This window comes from Arthrobacter sp. MDT1-49-2 (assembly GCF_059090185.1).
The window spans coordinates 70,295-93,169 of the sequence record NZ_JBNHFK010000012.1 but is presented as its reverse complement, the minus strand read 5'-3'; the positions used below and the strand labels follow the sequence as shown (position 1 = coordinate 93,169).

At 66.9% G+C, this 22,875-nt stretch carries 26 protein-coding genes; 17 read left to right on the top strand and 9 right to left on the bottom strand.

Going from position 1 to position 22,875, the window contains the following annotated elements; all coding sequences use genetic code 11:
* The first annotated feature begins 67 nt into the window (after positions 1–67).
* The 4 genes from AC5RTS_RS15540 (at position 68) to AC5RTS_RS15525 (ending at position 4,470) form a co-directional block, all read left to right on the top strand.
* On the top strand, positions 68–2,140 hold the full coding sequence (locus AC5RTS_RS15540) for a BCCT family transporter (RefSeq protein ID WP_493992911.1): 2,073 nt from the start codon (positions 68–70) through the stop codon (positions 2,138–2,140).
* A 175-nt stretch (positions 2,141–2,315) separates the two neighbouring features.
* Positions 2,316–3,296, top strand: a complete 981-nt coding sequence (locus tag AC5RTS_RS15535) for a 3-methyladenine DNA glycosylase (protein WP_493992910.1) — start codon at positions 2,316–2,318, stop codon at positions 3,294–3,296.
* A complete protein-coding gene (locus AC5RTS_RS15530) occupies positions 3,239–3,763 on the top strand; it encodes an SRPBCC domain-containing protein (RefSeq protein ID WP_493992909.1) in 525 nt (174 codons plus the stop codon). Before AC5RTS_RS15535 ends, AC5RTS_RS15530 begins: the two co-directional genes overlap by 58 nt.
* Before the next feature lie 110 nt (positions 3,764–3,873).
* On the top strand, positions 3,874–4,470 hold the full coding sequence (locus AC5RTS_RS15525; RefSeq protein ID WP_493992908.1) for a hypothetical protein: 597 nt from the start codon (positions 3,874–3,876) through the stop codon (positions 4,468–4,470).
* Here AC5RTS_RS15525 and AC5RTS_RS15520 read toward each other — a convergent pair.
* Entirely contained in the window at positions 4,467–4,721 is a 255-nt protein-coding gene (locus AC5RTS_RS15520) for a hypothetical protein (protein WP_493992907.1), read from the bottom strand. The two genes, AC5RTS_RS15525 and AC5RTS_RS15520, sit on opposite strands and share 4 nt — an antisense overlap.
* Positions 4,714–5,208 carry a DUF4442 domain-containing protein gene (locus tag AC5RTS_RS15515; protein WP_493992906.1) on the bottom strand — a complete coding sequence of 165 codons (495 nt, stop codon included), beginning with the start codon at positions 5,206–5,208 and terminating at the stop codon, positions 4,714–4,716. The genes AC5RTS_RS15520 and AC5RTS_RS15515 overlap by 8 nt, the downstream gene beginning before the upstream one ends.
* Positions 5,209–5,362: 154 nt before the next feature.
* On the opposite strand from AC5RTS_RS15515, the gene AC5RTS_RS15510 reads away from it, so the two are divergent.
* The 5 genes from AC5RTS_RS15510 to AC5RTS_RS15490 all read left to right on the top strand — a co-directional run bounded on the left by AC5RTS_RS15510 (position 5,363) and on the right by AC5RTS_RS15490 (position 9,883).
* Positions 5,363–5,788 (top strand): hypothetical protein, encoded by a 426-nt coding sequence (locus AC5RTS_RS15510; RefSeq protein ID WP_493992905.1) that lies wholly within the window; start codon positions 5,363–5,365, stop codon positions 5,786–5,788.
* A gap of 124 nt (positions 5,789–5,912) precedes the next feature.
* On the top strand, positions 5,913–6,167 hold the full coding sequence (gene purS, locus AC5RTS_RS15505; protein WP_493992904.1) for a phosphoribosylformylglycinamidine synthase subunit PurS: 255 nt from the start codon (positions 5,913–5,915) through the stop codon (positions 6,165–6,167).
* Complete coding sequence (gene purQ / locus AC5RTS_RS15500) at positions 6,167–6,946, top strand: phosphoribosylformylglycinamidine synthase subunit PurQ (RefSeq protein WP_493992923.1); 780 nt, start codon at positions 6,167–6,169, stop codon at positions 6,944–6,946. Before purS ends, purQ begins: the two co-directional genes overlap by 1 nt.
* Positions 6,943–9,240, top strand: a complete 2,298-nt coding sequence (purL, locus tag AC5RTS_RS15495; RefSeq protein WP_493992903.1) for a phosphoribosylformylglycinamidine synthase subunit PurL — start codon at positions 6,943–6,945, stop codon at positions 9,238–9,240. Before purQ ends, purL begins: the two co-directional genes overlap by 4 nt.
* 106 nt (positions 9,241–9,346) lie before the next feature.
* Positions 9,347–9,883: a GNAT family N-acetyltransferase gene (locus AC5RTS_RS15490; RefSeq protein ID WP_493992902.1), complete on the top strand. Its 537-nt coding sequence runs from the start codon at positions 9,347–9,349 to the stop codon at positions 9,881–9,883.
* Here AC5RTS_RS15490 and AC5RTS_RS15485 read toward each other — a convergent pair.
* Both AC5RTS_RS15485 and AC5RTS_RS15480 read right to left on the bottom strand, forming a co-directional pair.
* Complete coding sequence (locus tag AC5RTS_RS15485; protein ID WP_493992901.1) at positions 9,859–10,437, bottom strand: DUF1990 domain-containing protein; 579 nt, start codon at positions 10,435–10,437, stop codon at positions 9,859–9,861. The two genes, AC5RTS_RS15490 and AC5RTS_RS15485, sit on opposite strands and share 25 nt — an antisense overlap.
* The gene (locus AC5RTS_RS15480) at positions 10,434–10,820 is read right to left on the bottom strand and encodes an MmcQ/YjbR family DNA-binding protein (RefSeq protein ID WP_493992900.1); all 387 of its coding nucleotides are present in this window, start codon (positions 10,818–10,820) and stop codon (positions 10,434–10,436) included. The genes AC5RTS_RS15485 and AC5RTS_RS15480 overlap by 4 nt, the downstream gene beginning before the upstream one ends.
* A gap of 142 nt (positions 10,821–10,962) precedes the next feature.
* Between AC5RTS_RS15480 and AC5RTS_RS15475 the strand changes: the two genes are divergently transcribed.
* A complete protein-coding gene (locus AC5RTS_RS15475; RefSeq protein ID WP_493992899.1) occupies positions 10,963–11,766 on the top strand; it encodes a DUF1206 domain-containing protein in 804 nt (267 codons plus the stop codon).
* Positions 11,767–11,776: 10 nt separating this feature from the next.
* On the opposite strand, the gene AC5RTS_RS15470 is transcribed toward AC5RTS_RS15475, so the two are convergent.
* Both AC5RTS_RS15470 and AC5RTS_RS15465 read right to left on the bottom strand, forming a co-directional pair.
* Positions 11,777–12,217 (bottom strand): CoA-binding protein, encoded by a 441-nt coding sequence (locus AC5RTS_RS15470; protein ID WP_493992898.1) that lies wholly within the window; start codon positions 12,215–12,217, stop codon positions 11,777–11,779.
* Positions 12,218–12,269: 52 nt separating this feature from the next.
* Positions 12,270–12,890, bottom strand: a complete 621-nt coding sequence (locus tag AC5RTS_RS15465) for an alpha/beta fold hydrolase (RefSeq protein WP_493992897.1) — start codon at positions 12,888–12,890, stop codon at positions 12,270–12,272.
* A gap of 189 nt (positions 12,891–13,079) precedes the next feature.
* On the opposite strand from AC5RTS_RS15465, the gene AC5RTS_RS15460 reads away from it, so the two are divergent.
* The 5 genes from AC5RTS_RS15460 to acs all read left to right on the top strand — a co-directional run bounded on the left by AC5RTS_RS15460 (position 13,080) and on the right by acs (position 19,137).
* Positions 13,080–13,904, top strand: a complete 825-nt coding sequence (locus AC5RTS_RS15460) for a hypothetical protein (protein WP_493992896.1) — start codon at positions 13,080–13,082, stop codon at positions 13,902–13,904.
* Positions 13,905–14,162: 258 nt separating this feature from the next.
* A complete protein-coding gene (locus tag AC5RTS_RS15455; RefSeq protein WP_493992895.1) occupies positions 14,163–14,990 on the top strand; it encodes an ABC transporter ATP-binding protein in 828 nt (275 codons plus the stop codon).
* A 189-nt stretch (positions 14,991–15,179) separates the two neighbouring features.
* Positions 15,180–16,262, top strand: a complete 1,083-nt coding sequence (locus AC5RTS_RS15450) for an aliphatic sulfonate ABC transporter substrate-binding protein (protein WP_493992894.1) — start codon at positions 15,180–15,182, stop codon at positions 16,260–16,262.
* Positions 16,259–17,116, top strand: a complete 858-nt coding sequence (locus AC5RTS_RS15445) for an ABC transporter permease (protein ID WP_493992893.1) — start codon at positions 16,259–16,261, stop codon at positions 17,114–17,116. Before AC5RTS_RS15450 ends, AC5RTS_RS15445 begins: the two co-directional genes overlap by 4 nt.
* Positions 17,107–19,137 (top strand): acetate--CoA ligase, encoded by a 2,031-nt coding sequence (gene acs, locus AC5RTS_RS15440; protein ID WP_493992892.1) that lies wholly within the window; start codon positions 17,107–17,109, stop codon positions 19,135–19,137. Before AC5RTS_RS15445 ends, acs begins: the two co-directional genes overlap by 10 nt.
* Here acs and AC5RTS_RS15435 read toward each other — a convergent pair.
* Positions 19,121–19,381: a hypothetical protein gene (locus tag AC5RTS_RS15435; RefSeq protein WP_493992891.1), complete on the bottom strand. Its 261-nt coding sequence runs from the start codon at positions 19,379–19,381 to the stop codon at positions 19,121–19,123. The two genes, acs and AC5RTS_RS15435, sit on opposite strands and share 17 nt — an antisense overlap.
* A gap of 128 nt (positions 19,382–19,509) precedes the next feature.
* Here AC5RTS_RS15435 and AC5RTS_RS15430 point away from each other — a divergent pair, with 128 nt between their 5' ends.
* On the top strand, positions 19,510–20,847 hold the full coding sequence (locus AC5RTS_RS15430) for an O-acetylhomoserine aminocarboxypropyltransferase/cysteine synthase family protein (protein ID WP_493992890.1): 1,338 nt from the start codon (positions 19,510–19,512) through the stop codon (positions 20,845–20,847).
* Entirely contained in the window at positions 20,837–21,352 is a 516-nt protein-coding gene (locus tag AC5RTS_RS15425) for a CoA-binding protein (RefSeq protein WP_493992889.1), read from the top strand. Before AC5RTS_RS15430 ends, AC5RTS_RS15425 begins: the two co-directional genes overlap by 11 nt.
* Here the strand turns inward: AC5RTS_RS15425 and AC5RTS_RS15420 are convergent.
* Both AC5RTS_RS15420 and AC5RTS_RS15415 read right to left on the bottom strand, forming a co-directional pair.
* Positions 21,349–22,173, bottom strand: coding sequence for a hypothetical protein (locus tag AC5RTS_RS15420; protein WP_493992888.1), 825 nt, complete (start codon positions 22,171–22,173; stop codon positions 21,349–21,351). The two genes, AC5RTS_RS15425 and AC5RTS_RS15420, sit on opposite strands and share 4 nt — an antisense overlap.
* Positions 22,157–22,717: an RNA polymerase sigma factor gene (locus AC5RTS_RS15415; protein WP_493992887.1), complete on the bottom strand. Its 561-nt coding sequence runs from the start codon at positions 22,715–22,717 to the stop codon at positions 22,157–22,159. Before AC5RTS_RS15415 ends, AC5RTS_RS15420 begins: the two co-directional genes overlap by 17 nt.
* Positions 22,718–22,875: the final 158 nt, after the last annotated feature.

Here is a 22,875-nt window from a genome sequence, read left to right as displayed (position 1 = left end):
TCTCCCTAAGGTCCTGCTTAGCGCACACCCAAGGGCGCCGCACAGCGCCCCCGAGGAGAAGAGTCACGTGGCAACACGTCCAGCACACCAGCAGCACGATCCGAACGATCCCGGAGCAGCCAACGGCTCCGGAACGGGGCGGCAACAACCGCCGGAACCGGGCGGCGCCAAACCGAAACCGTCCGTGCGTGAACGCGCTGCCAAGGCGCTGCGCCGTGAGCCGCGGTATCCGCATGACATGCATCCGGGGCTGGTGCCCGGCATTGGCGTGGACGAGCAAAGGGTCCGCTACGGCACCGACCGCCTGGTGTTCGGCGTAGCAGCCACTCTGATTCTGGGCTTCGTGGGCTGGGGGATACTGTCCACGGAAAGCCTGAAGGCCGTATCGGATGTCGCCCTGGCATGGGTAGTGGAGAACACCGGCTGGCTCTTTAATGCACTGATTGCCGTCATCGTGATCTTCATGCTTTTTGTGGGGTTCAGCCGCTACGGCAAGATCCCCCTCGGTGTGGACGGCGAGAAGCCGGAATACTCCAAATTCTCCTGGATTGCCATGATGTTTTCGGCCGGGGTGGGCATCGGCCTGTTCTTCTTCGGACCCTATGAGCCCCTGACCTATTACCTTTCGCCGCCGCCGGGCACAGCGGAGCCGGAGACCGCCGAAGCCATGCATCAGGCGATGGCCCAGACCTACTTCCACTGGGGTTTCCATGCCTGGGCCATCTACGCCCTGGTCGGCGCCGCGGTGGCCTACGGCTCGTACCGCCGCGGACGGGTGCCGCTGATGAGTTCGATCTTTACGCCGCTGCTGGGCCGCAACCGCACCGAGGGCCTGCCGGGGCGGGCCATCGACATGTTCGCCATTGTTGCCACCCTGTTCGGTACGGCAGCCTCACTGGGCATCGGCGCCCTGCAGATCGGCCGCGGCGTCGAAATTGTTTCGGGCATCGGACGGCTGCCCAACGCGGCACTGATCCTCATCATCGCCATCCTCACCGCTGCGTTCATTACTTCCGCTGTCTCGGGCATCGGCCGCGGCATCCGCTGGCTCTCAAACATCAATATGTCCCTGGCCCTGCTGCTGGCAGCGTTCATTTTTCTTGCCGGCCCCACACTCTTCCTGCTGAACCTGATTCCCTCCTCCGTGAGCGCTTACTTCTCCGAAGTCCTGACCATGATGAGCAAGGGCCCGTCCTGGGGCGAGGAGTCCGCGGCCTTCTCCGAATCATGGACCGTCTTCTACTGGGCCTGGTGGATTTCCTGGTCCCCGTTTGTCGGTATCTTCCTGGCCCGCATTTCCCGCGGCCGTACGCTGCGGGAATACGTCCAGTACGCACTGGTCATGCCCACGCTGGTCTGCGTTCTTGCCTTCGGCATCTTCGGCGGCACCGTCATCTGGATGCGCACCCAGGGCCAGCCGGGCATCAACATTGACACCTCGCCCCAGGATCTCTTCTTCCAGGTACTGAACGGTCTGCCGCTCAGCGAGTTCACGCCGTTCCTCGCCATGTTCTGCATAGCGATCTTCTTCATCACCTCTGCGGACTCCGCCTCACTGGTGATGGGCACCCTGTCCCAGCGCGGCAAGCCGGAACCGGACCGCAAGGTCACCGTGTTCTGGGGCGTGGCCATGATGGGCATTGCCGTGGTGATGCTGCTGGTGGGCGGAAACACCGCCCTGGAAGGGCTGCAGAACCTGATCATCGTCTCGGCCCTGCCGTTCGCGGTGATCCTGTTGCTGATGATGGTGGCCTTTACCAAAGACCTGCATACCGATCCGCTGATTATCCGCCGGGAGTACGCTGTCCACGCACTGGAAAACGCGGTACGGACAGGGATTGACGAACACGGTGACAACTTCGCCATCGCCGTCGAAAAGGCCCCGGAGGGTGAAGGTGCGGGCGCCGGCTTCGACTCCTATGACACCACCGTCACGGACTGGTATCAGCGCACCGATGAGGAAGGCCGGCCCGTGGATTACAACTACGCATCCGGCGAATACGCGGACGGCTGGACCGCCGAAGGCGCTGCCGGGGAAGCCGGCACCAAGCCTTCGGCGCCCGGCAACAACGAGCGGGCCGACGACGGCGAGCGCGCGGACGACGACGACGCCAACCGCAGCCCGGCACCTGTGCGCTAGTGCCGCGCAGGAAGGCCGCGCCGGCGTGTAAGTGGGACACACCGGCGCGGCCTTCCTTATCTACGCCGGTCTTATCCCCGGCGGCTGCAACGCCGGGGTGCCGGAACGCTGATGTGCCGGAACGCTGATGCGAGGAAGCGGCTGCGGGAACGGCTGCGGGCGGGATAATGGATCCGTGAGCGTTTCCGTATCCCCTGCCGTACTGACCGAGGAGCACTGGCGCGCCCGCCAGGCGGCCCACGAGGCCCGTGTCCGGCCCTTCACTGAGGGATACCTGCAGCGCCGCTCCGCCGGGCGGAAGCATCCGGTGGAGGATTTTCTTTTCACCTACTATTCCCAGAAGCCGGGCCAGCTGCTGCGCTGGCACCCGGGAGCCGGCGTCGTCCTGGCCGGGGAGGCTGCCGCCGAGCGTGCCGGCTGGAAGTTCTACCGGACCCTCACCGCTGACGAACTGGCTGCCGCAGGTCTGGATCACGGCACCCCGGCCGTCACCGTGGACGTAACCGCCTTTGCCGCTGCCCGCGGTGACGCGGCGGCGTTCACTGCCATGCTGCTCTCCCGGACGGCCGCACGGAAACCGGTGCTGGGCTGTTTCGGCATGCATGAGTGGGCCATGGCGTACAAGTCCGAGGACAACGGCATCCGGCATGACTACCTGCAACTGCGGCTGGGCCCGAAGGGCACGGACGAGCTGGTGGAGCGCAGCAAGATCCGCTGCACCCACTTCGACGCCTTCCGGTTCTACACTCCCGAAGCCGTTCCGCTGAACGAACTCACGCCCACCCGCGAGAACCAGCGGGATCTGGAACAGCCCGGCTGCCTGCACGCGAACATGGACCTGTACAAGTGGGCATACAAGCTGGTGCCGCTGCTGCCGAGCGAACTGGTGATGGACTGCTTCGAGTTGTCCTGGCGCATCCGGACCATGGACATGCAGGCCTCCCCCTATGACCTCGCAGACTGGGGGTATGCGCCCATCGAGGTGGAGACGCCCCAAGGGCGGGCGGAATACGCGGCCGCCCAACGGGCATTTGCCGAGGAATCACAGCAGCTACGGACCCGCATCCTGGGCCTGCTGGAACCCCTAGGAGAGCAGCTATGGAGCCGGAACCCACCGGACGGGTCCTCCGCATCGGAGACCGGTCCTACCAACTGATTCTCACCCGCGGGTTCCCCCTGCCGCCGCCGGAGATCTGGGCGGCCCTTACGGAGCCGGAGCAGGCGGCAGCGTGGTTCGGCCGCTGGGAGGGACGCCCGGACCGGAACGGCAGCTTTGACCTGCAGATGCTTTATGAGGACGGACTGCCTTGGAGCCGGGTGCGGGTCTGGGACTGTGCAGCACCGGATCTGCTGCGGCTGCTGGTGGGCGACGACGACGCGGTCTGGGACCTGGAGATCCGGCTGCAGGACGCCTCCGGCGGCACGAGGATGGAATTCATCCAGCACCTGGCCGATCCTGCCGCCGCCGAGAGTTACGGTCCGGGCTGGGAATACTATCTGGACCGACTCAAGGCCGCATTGAATGGAACTGCTGCACCGGAGTTCGGCGATTACTATCCGGCGCAGGGTCCGTATTTCGCGGAGCAGGCCCGGACCGCGGCCGGTACCGACGGCGCAGGCTGAGTTCGGAGGTTCGAAGGCCCGGGGTCCGGAGGCCGGAGGTCCGGAGGTCCGCCCGCGGTTCCTTGACGAGGGAACTAGGCTGGGTGCCACCCACTGATGGAGGTCTCACCGTGATCCGTCCCAACCTCGCCCGTCCCCGCCGCTCCCATCCCCGCCGCTCCCATCCCCGCGGCAGCGTTCCGCTGCTCCTGCTCTGCTCAGTGCTGGCGCTTGCCGCCTGCGGCTCGGGTTCCGACGCCGGCAATGAGCCTGCGGAGTCAGCGCCGTCGTCAGCCTCGGACTCCCCCTCCACAACCGGCTCACCCTCCGCGACCGGGACGCCCGGGCCAACGGCATCCCCGTCAGAGCCGGCGACGTCGGCCACCGCAGCCGCAACCTCACTCATAGTGGATTTCCTGGCCGACGGGCAGACCACCACCGACACCTGGACCCTGCAGTGCGACGGTGCCGCCCCGCTTCCCGGTTCCAACGTGCCGGACCCGGCGGCCGCCTGCGCCGTCCTTGCGGAGCGGGGCACGGCACTGTTCGCCGAAGCGAACCGCAACGCCATGTGCACGCAGAACATCACCGGCATGCAGCGCGCGCATGTCACGGGCACGGTGAACGGCGAGGCGGTGGACGCCACCTTCAGCCTGACCGACGGTTGCCAGATCTCCCGCTGGGAGCCGCTGACCGGGCTGCTGGGGCCCGCCGAGGGGACCCTCTAGCGCGGCCTCTTGTCAGCGGAGGATCCAACCCGCTGCTCCCGGCGTCGCAACAGCACAAGAGTCAGCACCGGCCCCACCAGCGGAAAGACGAGGCAGAACACCAGCAGGCCCAGCCGTTCAGGGGCAGTGACGGCCCGTGACCGCGCCAGCCGGACGACGGCGATGACCAGCAGGACCATCAGTGCCGTGGAAATTCCGGTGACCAGGAACTCCCAGCCCGTCGGGACCAGGGGGTTCGTTCCGCTATCCATTGCCGTTTCCTTCCGCAGCGACTGCCCGATCACGCTTCAGCCGGACATAGACCTGTTTGCGGATCCGTGCCACAACCTCGCCTGAACCGTCCTTCACCTCCACCGAGAACCACTCCAGCACCTTGTCCCCGCCGGCCGCGAGCTTGCGCAGGCGCTCGACGTCGGCCGCCTCCAGGGTGAAGCGGGCCGTGAGCTCGCCCCTTCCCGGCTTCACGAAGTCGATCTCGGCCGCCTTGTCCCAGACCACATGGTCACGGCCCAGATGGTGCAGCAGCATCATCATCCAGAAAGGGTCCGTCATGGCGAAGATGGATCCGCCAAAATGCACCCCCGCCACATTGCGGTTCCACCAGTGCTCACGCAGCCGCACGGTGACGTGGAAATAGTCCGGGTCCAAGCGGAGAATCCGGATTCCCGTGAAGGCGAACGGCGGCCAGAGGTTCATGAACCGGCGGAGCGTGCCCGGCTGTAGTTTGAGGAGTCTCACCCGACCACTGTAGCCAAGTGTGACCTGCATCATGCCGCGGTGCCGGGCAGGGTCAGCCGCGAGGTGCTCATGCCGTATTATGAATAAGCATGCTTAGTATCCCCTCCGGACGAAGGCATTCTCCGTCCGGAGACCCGTGAACTGGAGGCGCACTATGTCAATCGAAGCTAGACCCGAGGACCTGTCAGGGGCAGGCTCTACCGGTCCGGGTGAGTTCGTCCCCTGGTGCAGCAACTGCGGCACCGACGAGTTCCTGATCATCGAATCCGTGGAACCGGCAGCGAAGCCGGGCAGCGGGGAATTCCTGGAAATCAATTACACGTGCGCGGAGTGCGACCGGTTCTACGGCCACCCGATCCGCCACTCCTCCGTGTGGGCGCGCGGCAAGGTCCGCTCCGAGGACCTTGCCGCCGAATACATGCACTGCGGCGAACCCATGCAGCCCCGGGACCACCGTCAGCAGTCCATTTTCGAGCCGGTGTCCACCTCGTCCATGCCGGCACAGGCACCCTCGGACGTCCAGCTGGACACCACCGTGCTGCGCTGCCACTGCGGCTTCCAACTGGAGATTCCGGCCTGATACGGACGCCGTCCGCGTAACATATCCAACGCCGCTAGAATGGGCAGTGCAAGCTCGCGGAGCGCTGAATCAGCGTGAGACGGCACGGTCCGCGGCCACCCATTTCACTCACAGGAGTTGCCGGATGCCCCGGATCGTTGTCGATGTCATGCCCAAACCTGAAATCCTTGATCCGCAGGGCAAAGCCATTGCCGGGGCGCTTCCCCGCCTCGGGCTGAGCGGATTCACCGGTGTCCGGCAGGGCAAGCGTTTTGAGCTGACCGTGGACGGAGATGTCACTCCGGAAATCCTGGAACAGGCCCGCACCGCTGCAGCCACTCTGCTGTCCAACCCCGTGATTGAAGACGTCACCCGCGTCGAAGTTATCCCGGAGGCCTGATCTTGAGCACTCCCCTGATCGGCGACTTTTCCGTTGCCCCCGAAAACGCTGCCCTGCGGGCGGTCCGGATCGGTGTGATCACCTTTCCCGGCACCCTCGATGACCGCGACGCCGCCCGCGCCGTGACCATCGCCGGCGGCACCGCCGTCGGCCTCTGGCACGCGGAAGCCAACCTGCACAGCGTCGACGCCGTGATTGTCCCCGGAGGTTTCTCCTACGGGGATTACCTGCGTGCCGGCGCCATCTCCCGGTTCGCCCCGGTGATGGAAAAGGTGGTCGACGCCGCCGCCGGTGGGATGCCCGTGCTGGGCATCTGCAACGGTTTCCAGATCCTGACCGAGGCGCACCTGCTGCCCGGTTCCATGATCAAGAACAACCACCTGAAATTCTCCTGCGCGGACCAGCTGCTGCGGGTGGAAAACAACACCACCGCCTGGACCTCCGCCTACGAGCAGGGCGCCGGCATGGTCATTCCGCTGAAGAACCAGGACGGCCAGTACGTCGCGGATGAAAAGACCCTGGATGAGCTTGAAGGCGAAGGCCGGGTGGTCTTCCGCTACGACGGCGAAAACCCCAACGGCTCCCGCCGCGGCATTGCGGGCATCACCAATGCGGCCGGCAACGTCGTCGGCCTGATGCCGCACCCCGAGCACGCCGTGGAGCCCGGCTTCGGGCCGGACTCCTCTGCCTACGGCGAGGTCGGCCTGGGCTACGGCACCGACGGCCTGCGTATCTTCAGCTCAGTTCTCAACACGCTCGTTGCCGGAGGCAAGTCATGACCGTTTCCCCCGCCGCGCAGAAGTTCAACATCGACACGGTTGAGCACGCCGCCGCCACCCCGGATACCGAGCTGCCCTGGGCCGAACTCGGCCTGAAGGAAGACGAATTCCGCCGGGTCGTGGAGATCCTGGGCCGCCGCCCCACCGCGGCGGAACTGGCCATGTACTCGGTCATGTGGTCCGAGCACTGCTCCTACAAGTCCTCCAAGGTGCACCTGAAGCAGTTCGGCGACAAGGTCACCGAGAAGATGAAGGAACACCTGCTGGTGGGCATCGGTGAGAACGCCGGCGTGGTGGACATCGGCGAGGGCTGGGCCGTGACCTTCAAGGTCGAGTCCCACAACCACCCCTCCTTCGTGGAGCCCTACCAGGGCGCCGCCACCGGCGTGGGCGGCATTGTCCGCGACATCATCTCGATGGGCGCCCGCCCGGTGGCCGTGATGGATCCGCTGCGTTTCGGCGCCATCGACCACCCCGACACGGCACGTCTGGTGCACGGCATCGTCTCCGGCATCGGCGGCTACGGCAACTCCCTGGGCCTGCCGAACATCGGCGGCGAGCTGGTCTTCGACTCCGTGTACCAGGGCAACCCGCTGGTGAACGCGCTGGCCGTGGGCGTGCTGCGGCACGAGGACATCCGGCTGGCCAATGCCTCCGGCGCCGGCAACAAGGTGGTGCTCTTCGGTGCCCGCACCGGCGGCGACGGCATCGGCGGCGCCTCCGTGCTCGCCTCGGAATCCTTCGACGCGGACAAGCCCTCCAAGCGTCCCGCGGTCCAGGTGGGCGACCCGTTCGCCGAAAAGGTGCTCATTGAGTGCTGCCTGGAACTGTTCAAGGCCTCCGTGGTGGAGGGCATCCAGGACCTCGGCGCGGCCGGCATTTCCTGCGCGACGTCGGAACTTGCCTCCAACGGCGACGGCGGCATGCACGTGGAACTGACCAACGTGCTGCTGCGGGACCCGTCCCTGACCCCGGGCGAAATCCTGATGTCCGAGTCCCAGGAACGCATGATGGCCGTGGTCACGCCGGAGAACGTCGAGGCGTTCGAAGCCATCATGGACAAGTGGAATGTGGAGTACTCCTGGCTGGGCGAGGTCACCGGCACCGGCCGGCTGGTCATTGACTGGGACGGCGAGACCATTGTCGACGTCGATCCGCGTACCGTGGCCCACGAGGGTCCGGTCTATGAGCGGCCGATGTCCCGACCGGCGGCACAGGACAGCATCTCCGCCTCCTCCTTCGACGGGGAGCGCCCCATCGGCTCCGCCGCCATCAAGGACACCATCCTGGAGCTGATGGCCTCCCCCAACATGTGCGACAAGTCCTGGGTCACCAACCAGTACGACCGGTACGTGCAGGGGAACACCGCCCTGGCCATGCCGGATGACGCCGGCGTGATCCGGGTGGATGAAACCACCGGCCTGGGCGTGGCCATCTCCACTGACGCCAACGGCCGCTACTCCTACCTGAACCCCTACGAGGGCGCGAAGCTGGCCCTGGCCGAGTCCTACCGCAACGTGGCCACCTCAGGTGCCACCCCGCTGGCGGTCACCGACTGCCTGAACTTCGGTTCCCCCGAGGACCCCGAAGTGATGTGGCAGTTCGCTGAGTCCGTCCGCGGGCTGGCCGACGGCTGCCGCGAACTCGGCGTTCCGGTCACCGGCGGCAACGTCTCGCTCTACAACCAGACCGGCGGCGTCGCCATACATCCCACCCCCGTGGTGGGCGTGCTGGGCGTCTTCGACGACGTGGCCCGGCGCACGCCGTCGGGCTGGCGCGAGGACGGCCAGGCCATCTACCTGATGGGCGTGACCCGGGACGAGCTGGACGGCTCCGAATACGCGAACCTGCGCGGACACCTGGGCGGCCAGCCGCCGAAGGTGGACCTGCAGGCGGAGAAGCTGCTCGGCGAACTGCTGGTCAACGCCTCGCGCGACGGCATGATCGACGCCGCGCACGACCTCTCCGAAGGCGGCCTGGCGGCGGCACTGTCCGAGATGGCACTGCGCTTCGGCGTCGGCGCCCGCATCGGACTGGACGAGGTCTGCGAGCGGGACGGGGTGGACCTGTTCACCCTGCTGTTCTCCGAATCCCAGGCCCGCGCCGTGGTCTCCGTGGCCCGCAGCGAGGAAGTCCGGTTCAAGGACATGTGCTCCGCCCGCGGTTTCGCGCACAGCCGGATCGGCGTGGTGGACACCGAGATCGGCGCACTGGACTTCCAGAGCCGCTTCTCCGTGCCGCTGGAGGAACTGAAGGCAGCACACGAAGGCACCCTGCCGAAGCACTTCGGCTGAAACCGGCAGACATGTGCTGACGGGCGGGCCTGCCTCTGCAGGCCCGCCCGTCAGGCCGGGGACCGCCAATTGCAACAAATTCATAAAGAACGTGCAATATTAGCTCGTGAGCATAATCCCCGAATACCGTGCAGCCAATGCAGGCATCCCCACCCAGCGGCTGCTGCTGGACCTGATGTCCGTTGCCGAGGTGGATGCCCTCATTATTCAAAAACGCCTGCCGGACTGGGCCGATGACTTTCCGCAGCCCGCAGACTACGACGCCGCCCGCCGGTTTTTTGAGGCAGGGCTGCTCTCCCCGGCTGCCGCCGCCTTCGGCACGCGGATGATCCGTGAACGTGCCACCTCCCGGGTGGTGGGCACCATCGGATTCGAAGGCATTCCCACCGAACACGCCGTGGAGATCAGCTACAGTGTGGTGCCCTCCTGCCGGCGGCAGGGCTACGCCTCGGAGGCACTGATTGCCCTGTCCCGGTTCGCCCTGGCGCAGCCGGGGGTGGAGGAAGCCATCGCGTATACCGATCCCGGAAACACTGCGTCCAACTCGGTGCTGCTGACCGCCGGCTTCCTGCCCGAAGAAGAGGGCGAGATCGCCCTGAAGTTCACGCTTCGGCGCGATCAGCTGCCGGACGCGAGCCGGTAGGCCGAGGCAAAATACCTGTTGGTGTAGAACGCCTGCACGCGCACATTGACCCGATCCGCTGCTGCGATGACCCGGTTAGCGGGGCGGCTGTACGCAGCGATCCGGAAGAACAGCCGGTTCTCCTCGTCGAGTTCGGCGTAGAAACCTTCCTCACCGCACTCCGGATGCCCCGGAAGGGTGCCGTAGCCAAACCCGGCGCGCTGGCCGCGCACCGGCGCCCCGCCGTCGTCGACCGCCGCCTCGGTGGCCCACAGCACCCGGCACGGCGCGTAGTAGCGCACCCGCCACAGCCCGACCCCCGAAGCCATCTCCACCCCGGGTGCGGCCCGGGGCGTCCCGGGACGGACATGCAGGCCCGCACCCCGGTGCAGATCCCAGTCCAGCAGACCCTCCGTCAGCCGCAGGAACCCGGCGGCCGGATCCGGCACCGCCAGCTCTTCCTTGCGCAGCACCAGCCGGTAGCCCGCCGGCCACCGGTCAGTCATCGGCGCCGGGTAGGGCCGCTCGGTGCTTCCGGTATCCGGGTAGGTCAAGGCACGCCTGCTCCCGCTCATCCCTGCGCCAACCCTTTCCAGCGCAGCGATTCCCGGTCCCTGCGCGGCAGCGAGGCCACCACCAGGTCGTAGGAATCCTCCACCATGTCGGTCACCATTCCTTCCGGCAGCCCGGCAGCAACCTCCACCTGGTTCCAGTGCGTCTTGTTCATGTGCCAGGCGCCGGTGATTTCCGGGTGCGCGGCACGCAGCTGCACGGCGAGCTCGGGCTCGCATTTCAGACTGATCATCAGGGGCTGCGCGGCGAGCGCTGCCAGCGCGAACATCTTGGCCCGGCCGCCCGCTGCCCGCACCTTAAACACGGAGGATTCAGGTCCGAAGGGAAAATCCTCATAGGCCCCGGGCAGCGCCAGGCAGATCCGGCGCAGAGCATCTGCATCCATGCCGAAAGCCTAACCCCGCCTCCGGGTCTTGGGCACCGCCTGCCCTTGGATGGCAGGATGGAGGAGAGGCACGCCTGCCGGCGTACCCGACATCGAGCAGAGGACGGACGGTTTGGAGCACAGGAACCACAGGGATAGTTCCGTGGCGGAAGCGGCAGGGCGCGCGGCAGACTCCAGGACCTTTGAGCGGGTTGCCCGCCTGGGCTATGTGGCCAGTGGCATAGTCCACGTGGTTATCGGCGTCATCGCGCTGCGGATCGACTCCGGCGGCTCCGGCAATGCCGACACCAGCGGGGCGGTCGCCGCCCTGGCCGAACAGCCCGCCGGATCCGTGCTGCTCTGGTTCTGCTTCATCGGCTGCTACGCCCTGGCCCTGTTCCAGTTCTCCCGCATCTTCCTGGCCGGACAGCGGTTGAAGGACAAGGAACTGTGGAAGGACCGTGCCAGCAATGCCGGCCAGGTCATTGTGTACGGAGCCATTGGGACTATCTTTGCCAGCTTCGCCCTGGGCCGCGGCAGCAATGACGGCAGCTCGTCCTCCGTCAGCTGGACGGCCCGCCTGCTGGCCGTTCCCGCCGGCCAGTGGATTCTCGCCATTGCCGGGCTCGTGGTGGTGGGCGTGGGCGGCTACTTCATCTTCAAGGGAGTGACGCGCCGTTTCCGCCGGCAGCTGACGGGCATCCCGAGCGGGGTGTGGGACCGTGCCGTGGACATCACGGGCGTGGCCGGTTTTACCGCCAAGGGAATATCCCTCGCCGTACTGGGTGTGCTGCTGACGCTGGCTGCCGTGAAGGCGGATCCGGAACAGTCCACCGGACTCGACGGCGCGCTGCATACCCTGCGGGACCAGCCCTTCGGCGTGGTGGCCCTGGCCGCCGTGGGCATCGGGCTGATGCTCTACGGCCTGTACATCGGCATCATCAGGGCCCGGTTCGCCAAGCTGTAAGCAGGACCGCTCAGAGACCGAAGCGCGGAGCCTCGATAACCGGGCAGGTATCCATCACGACGTCGAGACCGGCGGCCGCGGCACGCGCGGCCGCCGCTTCGTCCACCACGCCGAGCTGCAGCCACACGGCCTTCGCGCCCACCTCGATGGCCTGGTCCACAATGTCACCCACCCGGTGCGAATTCACGAAGCAGTCCACCACGTCAATGCTGCCCGGAATCTCGCTGAGCTTTTTGTAGCCCTTGTTGCCGTGCACGTCGTCGCCCTTGAGGCTGACGGGGATGATCTCCATCCCCAGGTGGTCCTGGAGATAGCGGGAAACACCGACGGCGGTGCGCATCGGATTGTTGGACAGGCCGACTACGGCCCAGCGGCCAGGCGTCGCCAATAGACTGCGGATAACCTCTGGATCATTGGCATGCGCGGTAGCGGTGCCGTGGGGCTCTGACATCTGCCGTCCTTATGGGAAGCCGGGATGGGGCTCCAGCTTATCCCCGCATGCGTCACTGGAGGAAAGATTCAATGGCCTCGGTCAGTGCCGAATCGGGCAGGCCGCTGGTGTCCGTCTCCACCAGCCGGAATTCACCCTCATCCAGCGCCTCGGCGGCACGGCGGGCCAGGTCCTGGGTTTCCCCGGCACTGGCGCTGCCGGCCAGGATCAGAACCGGGATGCTGACCCCGCCCAGTCCTTCGATCTCGCTCTGCATCACCAGCAGCTCGTCCTCACCGTCCCCCAGGGACAGGGTGGGCTCAAGCGCCACCACCCGGCTCACCACGGTGGATTCCTCCGCCGCGCGCAAGGCCAGGAAGGCGCCGTCGAAAAACCCGTAGAGGGCGGTATCGCCACCCGCCACCTGCAGCACGGCCAGCAGATCATCGACGTCGGATTCGGCGGTGTATTCCTCGCCGATTCCGCTCTCCCCGATCCCCCTGCGGTCATAGGTGTACACGGTGTGGGTTTTTGACAGGGTGTCCGCCAGGGCGGCCGTGGCCCGGCTGGTCCGGTGCGCCAGCAGCGGCCCCACGATCGCCAGCGGAGGCCCGCTGCCCTGCCGCGACCAGGCGATGGGGGTTCCATCGGCGGAGAGCACCCTCCCGGACGCGGCGTCTGACAAGTCGGCCATAACAACCCCTCGGAGGTGGCTGGAAGAACGGACAGGAACCCCTCGCGGAGACCCTTAAAACAGGTTAGGAGCCCCTTCGCGCAGGGGTCAACGGATACACGGACGTAGACCTTCCCCTGCCCGGCATCGGTTGTTCACACCCCGGCAAAGGCTGTTCTTTTTCACCGTTGGGGCTCGTAGGGTGACCGCATGAAGAGACACAGCAGGTGGTTCGTTCCACTCATCGGAATAGTTATCACCTATGGTGCCGTGCAGACTCTTGCCTCAACCGTGCTCTCTTCCAGCATGGGCGAAGGAGTGCAAGCCATACTCCTTATCGCCATGCTTCTTGCCTGGCCAGCGGTCAGCCTCTTCCTTTTGATCCGAACGGTACGCAACGCCCATGTGGTATTCCGCGCCTATCGGCGTTCCCGCGGCCACCTCACCAAGTCCGAGCAGGCGGAGGAACAACAGCGGCAGATGTATGCCAACTGCTGGCAGGCCGCTCGGACGCTCACGGCACAGCTTGCATCGGGTCAGCTGCCCCCGCCCCGGGAGGTATGGGGCATAGTCCTTGAACCCGGTGAAAATGTCCGGCTCCACATCTCGGCCGACTACGCCCAGTTTTATGGGATTAACGGTGGCTATGTGCATACTTCCGGTTTTTTCTGGGGCAACCCGGCATTCGTGCTCGCGGGCCTCGGGATAACTGCCATTGCCAACAGTTCTCGGCGCAAGGCTGCAGAAGCCGCCTCGCGCCAGCGCTGGCGAGAGCTTCAGCACTCGCAAATGTTTCTGACCGAGCGCAGAATAATCTGTCAGGTCAATGGCCGGTGGTTGAGTTTTTATTACTCCCACGTATCCGCCTGTTACCCGGAACCGGAGAACAACAGTGTTGTCTTTGAGTTCCATGCGGTAGAGCCGCTCCTGATCGGCGGACCCCAGGCTCCCCTGGCCGCCACCTATGCGGTCTGGGCCCTCTACGGCGAGCGCGGTTTGAGCGATCATCCCGGACTGCGAAGCCTGCGCAGCTGATCGCTGGCCGGGCGAACATTTCGTTCTGTGAATCACCCCGGAGTCCGGGACTTGTCCGATGGGCGAATCCCGCGTTTAGTAGTCCTTGACCATCCCGAGCGGCTGAGAGACCTGGATCGATGAAGCCGCAGCAACCCTGGTTGCCGTATTTCCTCCTTGAACTACGGCAATAACGAGGCTGGTGTCGCAGGAAGCCGTTACCCCGGCTAAGGACACCTTCCGTAGGGTGCTACTGCCAGGACCGATGGAGTGTTTTCTATGACAGCAGTGTTGTCCCCTTCCACGACCGCGTCCGGCACCGGCACAGCAAAGCCCGCCGATCCTGCCCTGCCGGTCACCTTCGAGGCTCTGGGCCGCAGTTTCGGTACCGGAGCAAATGAACACGTGGTACTCCGCGATGTCACTTTCGACGTCCGGCCCGGAGAGGTCCTGGCCATTCTGGGCTCCAGCGGCTGCGGGAAATCCACGCTGCTGCGTGCCGCCGCCGGCCTGGACCGGCCCACCACGGGCGGCGTCCTGATTGACGGCCGGCCCGTGCACGGCATCGATGAGCGGTGTGCCTTCGCCTTCCAGGAGCCGCGGCTGCTGCCCTGGCAGACCCTGCAGGCCAACATCGCCATCGGCCTGCCGAAGTCCGCGAGCGCCAGCCGCGGAAAGGCCAAGGTAGCCGAACTCCTGGAACTGGTGGGTCTGGCGGCGTTTGCCAAGCACCGGCCGCGGGCGGTGTCCGGCGGCATGGCCCAGCGCGCTTCCCTGGCCCGTGCCCTGGCCCGCGAACCCGGTGTCCTGCTCCTGGACGAGCCGTTCGGTGCCCTGGACGCACTGACCCGGCTGAAGATGCAGGACCTCCTTCTCGCCGTTCACAAGGCGGCCCCCGCCACCGTGCTGCTGGTCACCCACGACGTTGATGAGGCCCTGCAGCTCGCGGACCGGATCATCGTCCTGGGCAGGGAACCCGGCGCACCGGGTGCCACTATCACCAACGTGGTCACCGTACCCGGCGCCCGTCCCCGGGACCGCGCCTCCGCGGAGCTGGCCCGAATGCGCGGCGAGCTGCTGGCCCTGCTCGGCGTCGACCGCCACTAGCTCTCCCCTGCAGGCAGCCGCTCCCGCTGAGCGCTGCCCGGCATCACCCTTCCCACTCCGGGGAGAACTCTCCCTGTTTTGCCCCGTTCCGGGCCGCCCCCATGGCGCATGTGCCCGGCCTGCCCCTTTCCAGCCTTGCTCTTTCCGGTCTGGTCCCTCGTGGCCCGGCCCCTCATCTAAGGAACCATCATGACTGCCCCGGCATCATCCACCTCCCGCCCGTCCTTCCTGCCCTTCTCCGTCCGCGGACGGAGTGCACGCACGTTAGCCGGTCTGGCCGCCGTTGCCGCCCTGGCACTGACCGGCTGTGTCGCCGGTGAGGATGCAGCGGGCGCTGCCGCCGTCGAAAACGCCGACGGCGGAACCCTCACCCTGGATTTCGCCACTTACAACCCCCTCAGCCTGATCATCAAGGACCAGGGCTGGCTGGAGGAAGCCCTGGCCGAGGACGGCGTCACAGTGGAATGGGTCCAGTCCGCCGGCTCGAACAAGGCAAACGAAAACCTGCGCTCCGGTGCCATCGACGTCGGGTCCACCGCGGGATCCGCCGCGTTACTCAACCGCGCCAACGGCTCCCCCATCAAGGTCATTGACGTGTTCTCCCAGCCGGAGTGGGCTGCCCTGGTCGTGGGACCGGATTCGGACATCACCTCGGTAGCGGACCTGGCCGGTAAATCAGTCGCTGCGACCAAGGGCACTGACCCGTACTTCTTCCTCGTCCAGGCGCTGGAGGAAGCCGGACTCAGCCTCTCCGACGTGACGGTGGAACAGTTGCAGCATGCCGACGGCCGGGCTGCCCTGGAAAACGGCTCCGTGGACGCCTGGATCGGATTGGATCCCATCATGGCCGGTGCCGAACAGAACGGCGCCAAGCTCGCCTACCGCAACCTGGACTTCAACACCTACGGTCTCCTCGCCGCCAATGAGTCCTTCCTCGCGGAGGAACCGGAACAGGCCCAGACCGTGGTCAACGCCTATGCGAAGGCCCGCGCCTGGGCTGCCGCCAACCCGGAGGAGACCGCGCAGATCCTGGCCGACGTCGCCGGGCTGGATCCCGCCGTCGCCAGCACGGTCATCCTGGAACGCAGCAACCTGGACACGGATCCGGCCCCGGGAGAAGCCCAGCGCAAGGTGCTGGAGAAGATCGGCCCCACGCTGGTGGAAACCGGAGACGTGGCCGGGCAGGAGCAGATCGATGCGGCCCTGGACGCCCTGCTGGAGGACAGCTACGTCCGCAACGCCGATCCCGACTCGCTGGGAGCCTCCTCATGAGCACCGCCCTTCCTCCTGCAGCACGAACCGGCGCAACCGCCGCTGGAACCAAGACTGTAACCAGGACTGCGCCCAAGACTCCGGCACGGGGATCCCTGCTGGACAACCCGGCCGCCCGGCTGGGCCTGGGGCTGGTGGTCCCGGCCCTGGTCCTGGCCGCCTGGCAGCTCACCACCGCCGCCGGGGTGTTCAGCCCCGTGCAGCTGCCCTCCCCGGCCGCGGTGTACAGCGCTGCCGCTGATCTGGTGGAGCGCGGCCAGCTGGGCACCCATATCGCCATTTCCACCCAGCGGGTGCTGACCGGGTTTGCGCTCGGGGCCGTGCTCGGCCTTCTCCTTGGCGCGCTGCTGGGGCTGTCCCGGGTGGCCGACGTCCTGCTGGGCCCGGCCATCGGTGCCCTGCGTGCCGTACCCTCCCTGGCCTGGGTGCCGCTGCTGATCCTGTGGATGAAGATCGGCGAGGATTCGAAGGTCACGCTGATCACCATCGGCGCGTTCTTCCCCGTCTTCACCACCGTTGCCCTGGCCCTGCGGCATGTGGACCGCAACCTGGTGGAAGCCGCCCGGGCCTTCGGGCTGCGCGGGGTGAAGCTGCTGACCACCGTCCAGCTGCCCGCGGTGGTCCCGGCAGTGTTCTCCGGCCTGCGGCTGGCCCTGGCCCAGGCCTGGCTGTTCCTGGTGGCGGCGGAACTGATTGCCTCCTCCATGGGGCTGGGGTTCCTGCTGACGGATTCACAGAACAACGGCCGGACGGACCGGATGTTCCTGGCCATCATCCTGCTGGCCGTGATCGGCAAGACCACTGACGCGGTCCTGGGCATCGCCGAGAAACAAGCGGTGAAGAAATGGGCGTAGTCACGTCAATCGGAACCGGCCCCCGGCCCGCGGCACAACCCGGACAGCCCGAAGAGCCCGCACAGCCCGGGCAGCAGGCAGAGCCCGCCACGGAAGCCGAACGCATCGCTTTCTGGGAGGCAGCCGCCCGCAAGCTCCAGTGGGAGCAGCCGTGGCAGCGCGCGCATACGTTCCGCAAACCGGAACGGCTCAGCGGGTCCGGGACTGCCGACTCCGAGTACACCATCCCGTCCATCGAATGGTTTGCCGGCGGCCGGCTGAATGCCGCAGTGAACTGCGTGGACCGCCATGTGGCCGCCGGCCGCGGCGACACCGCGGCCCTGCACTTCGAAGGCGAACCCGGAGACCGCCGCACCGTCACCTACGCGCAGCTGCAGCGGGAGGTCTGCCGGGCCGCCAACGCCCTGCAGTCCCTCGGGATTGAGGCCGGTGACCGGGTGGTCATCTACCTGCCGGTGCTGGTGGAAACCATCGTCATCACCCTGGCCTGCGCCCGGATCGGAGCGGTGCATTCCCTGGTCTTCGGCGGTTTCTCCGCCGAAGCGCTGAAATTCCGGGTGGAGGACACCGGCGCCAAACTGCTGGTCACCACGGACGGACAGTTCCGGCGCGGCGCGGCCGTCCCGGTCAAGGACAACGCGGATGCCGCCGTGGCCGGGACCAACAACATTGAGCACGTGCTGGTGATCCGGCGCACCGGATCGGACATCAGCTGGGTCCCCGGACGCGACGTGTGGTGGCACGAGAGCGTGGACACGGCGTCGGACATCCATCAGGCACCGTCCTTCGACGCCGAGACGCCGCTGTTCATCATGTACACCTCCGGAACCACCGGCCGGCCCAAGGGACTGGTCCACACCACCGGCGGCTACCTCACGCAGGCGGCCTGGAGCTACGAATACCTTTTTGCCCACCCGGATCCCGGGCAGCGGTCCGCGGATGTGCACTGGTGCACCGCGGACCTGGCCTGGGTCACCGCCCACACCTACGAGATCTACGGGCCGCTGGCCAACGGGGCCACCCAGGTGATCTTCGAGGGAACCCCGGATACCCCGCATCCGGGCCGGCACCTGGAAATCATCGAACGCTACCGCGTCACCAGCTACTACACCGCCCCCACTCTGGTCCGGGCGCTGATGGGCTGGTTCCCGGACGGCGTGCCGCAGGGCTATGACCTCTCCTCCATCCGGCTGCTGGGCACCGTGGGCGAGGCCGTGAACCCCGAGGCGTGGCGCTGGCTCCGTGACCAGTTCGGCCGCGGCGAGGTGCCCATGCTGGATACCTGGTGGCAGTCCGAGACCGGCGCCACCATCCTCTCCCCCCGCCCCACGGACACCACCTTCAAGCCCGGTTGCACCGCTCGGGCACTGCCCGGGGTCTCCACCCGGATCGTGGACGGCGACGGGAATCCGGTGCCCGCGAACACCCAGGGCTTTATTGTGGTGGACCGGCCGGGGCCGGGCATCGCCCGCACCGTCTGGGGCAACCCGCAGCGGTACCTGGATTCCTACTGGCGCCAGTACGCGGAGCAGGGCTGGTTCCTGGCCGGCGACGGCGCCCGGTACGACGACGACGGCGACACCTGGATCCAGGGCCGGGTGGATGACGTGCTCAACGTCTCCGGGCACCGGCTCTCCAGCATCGAAATCGAATCCGCACTGGTCTCCCACCCCTGGGTGGTGGAGGCCGGGGTCTGCCCGGTGGCCGATGCCCGGACCGGGCACGCCGTCGCCGCGTTCGTGGTGCTCACCGCTGCCGCGGACCCGGCCCGTGCCTACGAGGAACTGCGGGCCCACGTCACCCGTGAGATCGGACCGATCGCCCGGCCGGCCGCCGTCGTGGTGGTCCCGGACGTGCCCAAAACCCGGTCAGGGAAGATCCTGCGCCGCCTGCTCACCCAGCTGTTCGAAGGAACTCCGCTCGGGGATACCAGCAGCCTGCAGAATGAGCCCTGCATCGCCCGGATTGCGGCGGTCTGTGCCGCCCACCGGGCAGGCAGGGAGGCTAATGCTTGCGCGTGAGGGTCACCCGGTCCAGCACCACGGACCCGCCCATGTTCTGTTGGACCTGGACAAACTCCGTGTGCGAGACCTCCAGGATGAACCGGTTTGTCCTGAACGGCAGCAGCTCCTCATGCCGGCCGTCCATGATCTCCAGGAACATCATCTCGGCCTGCTGCCGCGGCATGGGTTCCGTGAAGGACACCCGGTGCGCGGCCGAAGCCTCTTTGTAGCCCGTCTCCACCACAATCACGTACTCGTCCACGCCGGCCTCCCTGAACGCCGTCTCTTCCCACAACCCCGCTACCGCCACCCAAACCCATCTCCGGCCCAAACCACAACGGCGCAAGGCCCGATTCCCCCGGCACCACCCCAGGAAGGAGCACTCAGCCCATGAGTGACCACCAGTTCGGTTTCCGTACCCGCGCCCTGCACGCGGGCGGTACCCCCGATGCGCTGCACGGAGCCCGCGCCGTGCCCATCTACCAGTCCACGTCCTTCGTCTTCAAGGACACGGACGACGCCGCGAACCTGTTCTCACTGCAGAAGTACGGCAATATCTACTCGCGGATCGGCAACCCCACGGTTGCAGCGTTCGAGGAGCGCATCGCCTCCCTGGAGGGCGGGATCGGCGCGGTGGCGACGGCGTCGGGCATGTCCGCCGAGTTCGTCACCTTCGCGGCACTGTGCTCGGCCGGGGACCACATTGTGGCCTCCGCCCAGCTCTACGGCGGCACCGTCACCCAGCTGGATGTCACGCTGCGCCGTTTCGGCATTGAAACCACCTTTGTCCCCGGCACCGATCCGGCGGACTATGCCGCCGCCGTGCAGGAGAACACCAAGGCCGTCTACGCGGAGGTGGTCGCCAACCCCAGCGGGGAGGTGACGGACATTGAAGGCCTGGCGAAGGTGGCGCACGACGCCGGGGTGCCGCTCATTCTCGACGCCACCCTGAGCACGCCCTACCTGGTGCAGCCCTTCAAGCACGGGGCGGACATCATCATCCACTCCGCTACCAAGTTCCTGGGCGGTCACGGCACCACCCTGGGCGGCGTCGTCGTCGAAAGCGGCAAATTCAACTGGGGCAACGGGAAGTTCCCGGCCATGACCGAACCGGTGCCCAGCTACGGCAACATCTCCTGGTGGGGGAACTTCGGCGAATACGGTTTCCTGACCAAGCTGCGCTCGGAGCAGCTGCGGGACATCGGCCCTTCACTGAGCGCGACGTCGGCGTTTGCCCTGCTGCAGGGGGTGGAAACCCTGGCCCAGCGGATGGACGAGCATCTGGCCAACGCGCAGGCAGTGGCCCAGTGGCTCGAGGCGGATCCGCGGGTGTCCTGGGTCAGCTACGCCGGCCTGCCCTCGCATCCGCACTACGAACGCGCCCGTAAATACCTGCCCAAGGGCCCGGGGTCGGTATTCAGCTTCGGTGTGGCCGGCGGCCGGGCGGCTGGACAGAAGTTCATCGAATCCCTGCAGCTGGCATCGCATCTGGCCAACGTGGGTGATTCCCGCACCCTGGTCATCCACCCCGGGTCCACCACCCATCAGCAGCTCTCCCCCGAGCAGCTTGCCGGAGCAGGCGTCCCCGAAGACCTGATCCGGATTTCCGTAGGGCTGGAGGATCTGGCGGACATCCTCTGGGACCTGGACCAGGCCCTGTCCGCCGCCACCGCGCCGGCGCTTCCGGCCGCAGAACCGACCCTCGAGGAGAGCACCCATGTCCGCTGACAGCCCGTCCGCCGATACTCCGGCCCGCACCTGGACGGGGCCGACGGCGCCGGAACGGCTCGCGCTGCTGCGTTCGGCTCAGTCCATCGCCATAGTGGGTGCCTCGGACAAGCCCTCCCGCGCCTCCTACTTCGTGGCCACCTACCTGCTGTCCTCCGCGCGGTACCGCGTTTATTTCGTCAACCCAACGGCGAAACAGATTCTGGGCCGCCCGGTTTACGCCTCGCTGGCGGATCTGCCGGAGGCACCGGACATTGTGGACGTTTTCCGCCGTACCGAGGACCTTCCCGGCGTGCTGGACGAAGCCGTGGCCGCCGGGGCGAAAACCCTGTGGCTGCAGCTGGGCTCCTGGCATGAAGAGGTGGCCCGGAAGGCCGAGGCCGCGGGCCTGAACGTGGTGATGGACCGCTGCGTGAAGATTGAACATGCCCGGTTCCACGGCGGACTGAACCTGGCCGGGTTTAATACCGGCGTCATTTCATCCAAACGCCAGCTGACGTCCTAGCGGTTGTTACCTCCGGGGCCGCCCTGGCCGGGGTGGGACGGGCCGGATCGGCCGTGATCCTGCATGTGGCTTTTCTCCGGAACGACGGCCCGGTTTTTGGTGTTGGTGACACCCGGACCCATGATGTCCCGCAGGCCGCCGTCGGCACGCCGGTTGTGTCCCGGAACATGGCCGGTCTGCGGGCCGGGGACTACTCCCTTGCCGGTTCCGGAGCCTGTGCCGGTTCCAGGGACTGTCCCGGTTCCGGGCCGGCCGGGGGCCGGGACCGGAGCGGGGACGGGTTTCGGCACGGCGGCCGGGGCCGGGGCCGGAACAGGCTCGGCCACCCCGCCCTCCGGTGCTTCCTGTTCTGCGGCCGGCGCGTCCGCCGAAACCGGCGGCGCTGACGGTTCCGCCGGCTCGGACGGTTCCAGAAGCGCTGCGGCCGGCTCCGGGACTTCTTCGGCGGCTTCGGTTTCGGATTCCGGCGGTGCCTTCTCCACGGTGGGGACGTCCTCCGGAGTGAAGGTCACGGAGGGACGCGGATCGGCCCGGATCAGGAAATCGGGATTCGCAGCCACACCGGTGGCACCGGCGGCCATGGCTCCCAGCAGGGCCGCACTGAGGATGATTCCCCGGCCGCGCTTGGATTTACGGACCAGGGGCACCGGAGTGCCGGCGAGCAGTCCGCCCAGCTTGCCGGCAGGCTCGGGTGCTGCGGTGTGTGCCTCGCTGCGCAGGGCCAGGAGGGCAGCAACCAGCTCGGGGGATTCCTCGACCCCGGCTTCGGCGAGGAGGCCGCGGACATAGAGTTCATCCTGCGCGTTAGCTTGCCCGCTCATCCGCTGCCACCTCCTTCCGTTCCAGTTGCTCTTTCAATGTCCCCAGGGCCCGGCGCTGAAGCTGCTTGACCGCTCCCGGTGTCCGTCCCATGATCTTCGCCGATTCGTCGATGGAAAGATCAGCCACCACGCGCAGCAGGAGGACTTCCTGCTGCTGCGGCGAGAGTCCCTCCAGCAGATGGGCAACACCGGCCGGACCGCCCAGGACGCTGTCCTCGGCGGATTCCGATGCCCGTGTATCCTCGACCGGATCAAAAACGGCCAGTCCCGGTTCACGTTCGCGCCGCCGGACGTCATCCACCATCCGCGCATGCGCCACGGAGAAAGCGAAGGTACGGGCGCCGCGGAGGCCGCCGTCGAGAGTGTCCAGCTTGGAAAACAGGGTCAGGAAGACTTCCTGGGCCAGCGCTTCCGGGTCATCGCAGCCCTTGGACCGCAGGTAGCCGAGGATGCCCGGTGCGAAGTCGTCGTAGATTTCCCGCAGGGCCGCCGGTTTCCGGGCGCGCGCATCACGAAGCGTTTGCTCAGTGAGGGGGGCGGCCACGGCGGATCACTCTCGTAGGGTGCGGGGTGGTCCAAATGCTACCGTGCCCGAGCCTGTCAGCGCATGCGCAACGGCCGCACCGATGCTCGTTGGGGGGATAAGCCTCGGCGCGGCCGTTACAAACAGGTAATCGCGGGCGGGTACGAAAAGGTTACGCG

What these genes read in the sequence shown, in the direction of transcription:
- AC5RTS_RS15530 (WP_493992909.1), top strand. Translation starts at nt 3,239, where the DNA reads ATGGAGCCGGAACCCACCGGACGGGTCCTCCGCATCGGAGACCGGTCC.
- AC5RTS_RS15520 (WP_493992907.1), bottom strand. Translation starts at nt 4,721, where the DNA reads ATGGATAGCGGAACGAACCCCCTGGTCCCGACGGGCTGGGAGTTCCTG.
- AC5RTS_RS15510 (WP_493992905.1), top strand. Translation starts at nt 5,363, where the DNA reads ATGTCAATCGAAGCTAGACCCGAGGACCTGTCAGGGGCAGGCTCTACC.
- purS (WP_493992904.1), top strand. Translation starts at nt 5,913, where the DNA reads ATGCCCCGGATCGTTGTCGATGTCATGCCCAAACCTGAAATCCTTGAT.
- purL (WP_493992903.1), top strand. Translation starts at nt 6,943, where the DNA reads ATGACCGTTTCCCCCGCCGCGCAGAAGTTCAACATCGACACGGTTGAG.
- AC5RTS_RS15485 (WP_493992901.1), bottom strand. Translation starts at nt 10,437, where the DNA reads ATGAGCGGGAGCAGGCGTGCCTTGACCTACCCGGATACCGGAAGCACC.
- AC5RTS_RS15480 (WP_493992900.1), bottom strand. Translation starts at nt 10,820, where the DNA reads ATGGATGCAGATGCTCTGCGCCGGATCTGCCTGGCGCTGCCCGGGGCC.
- AC5RTS_RS15470 (WP_493992898.1), bottom strand. Translation starts at nt 12,217, where the DNA reads ATGTCAGAGCCCCACGGCACCGCTACCGCGCATGCCAATGATCCAGAG.
- AC5RTS_RS15465 (WP_493992897.1), bottom strand. Translation starts at nt 12,890, where the DNA reads ATGGCCGACTTGTCAGACGCCGCGTCCGGGAGGGTGCTCTCCGCCGAT.
- AC5RTS_RS15460 (WP_493992896.1), top strand. Translation starts at nt 13,080, where the DNA reads ATGAAGAGACACAGCAGGTGGTTCGTTCCACTCATCGGAATAGTTATC.
- AC5RTS_RS15455 (WP_493992895.1), top strand. Translation starts at nt 14,163, where the DNA reads ATGACAGCAGTGTTGTCCCCTTCCACGACCGCGTCCGGCACCGGCACA.
- AC5RTS_RS15450 (WP_493992894.1), top strand. Translation starts at nt 15,180, where the DNA reads ATGACTGCCCCGGCATCATCCACCTCCCGCCCGTCCTTCCTGCCCTTC.
- AC5RTS_RS15445 (WP_493992893.1), top strand. Translation starts at nt 16,259, where the DNA reads ATGAGCACCGCCCTTCCTCCTGCAGCACGAACCGGCGCAACCGCCGCT.
- acs (WP_493992892.1), top strand. Translation starts at nt 17,107, where the DNA reads ATGGGCGTAGTCACGTCAATCGGAACCGGCCCCCGGCCCGCGGCACAA.
- AC5RTS_RS15430 (WP_493992890.1), top strand. Translation starts at nt 19,510, where the DNA reads ATGAGTGACCACCAGTTCGGTTTCCGTACCCGCGCCCTGCACGCGGGC.
- AC5RTS_RS15425 (WP_493992889.1), top strand. Translation starts at nt 20,837, where the DNA reads ATGTCCGCTGACAGCCCGTCCGCCGATACTCCGGCCCGCACCTGGACG.
- AC5RTS_RS15420 (WP_493992888.1), bottom strand. Translation starts at nt 22,173, where the DNA reads ATGAGCGGGCAAGCTAACGCGCAGGATGAACTCTATGTCCGCGGCCTC.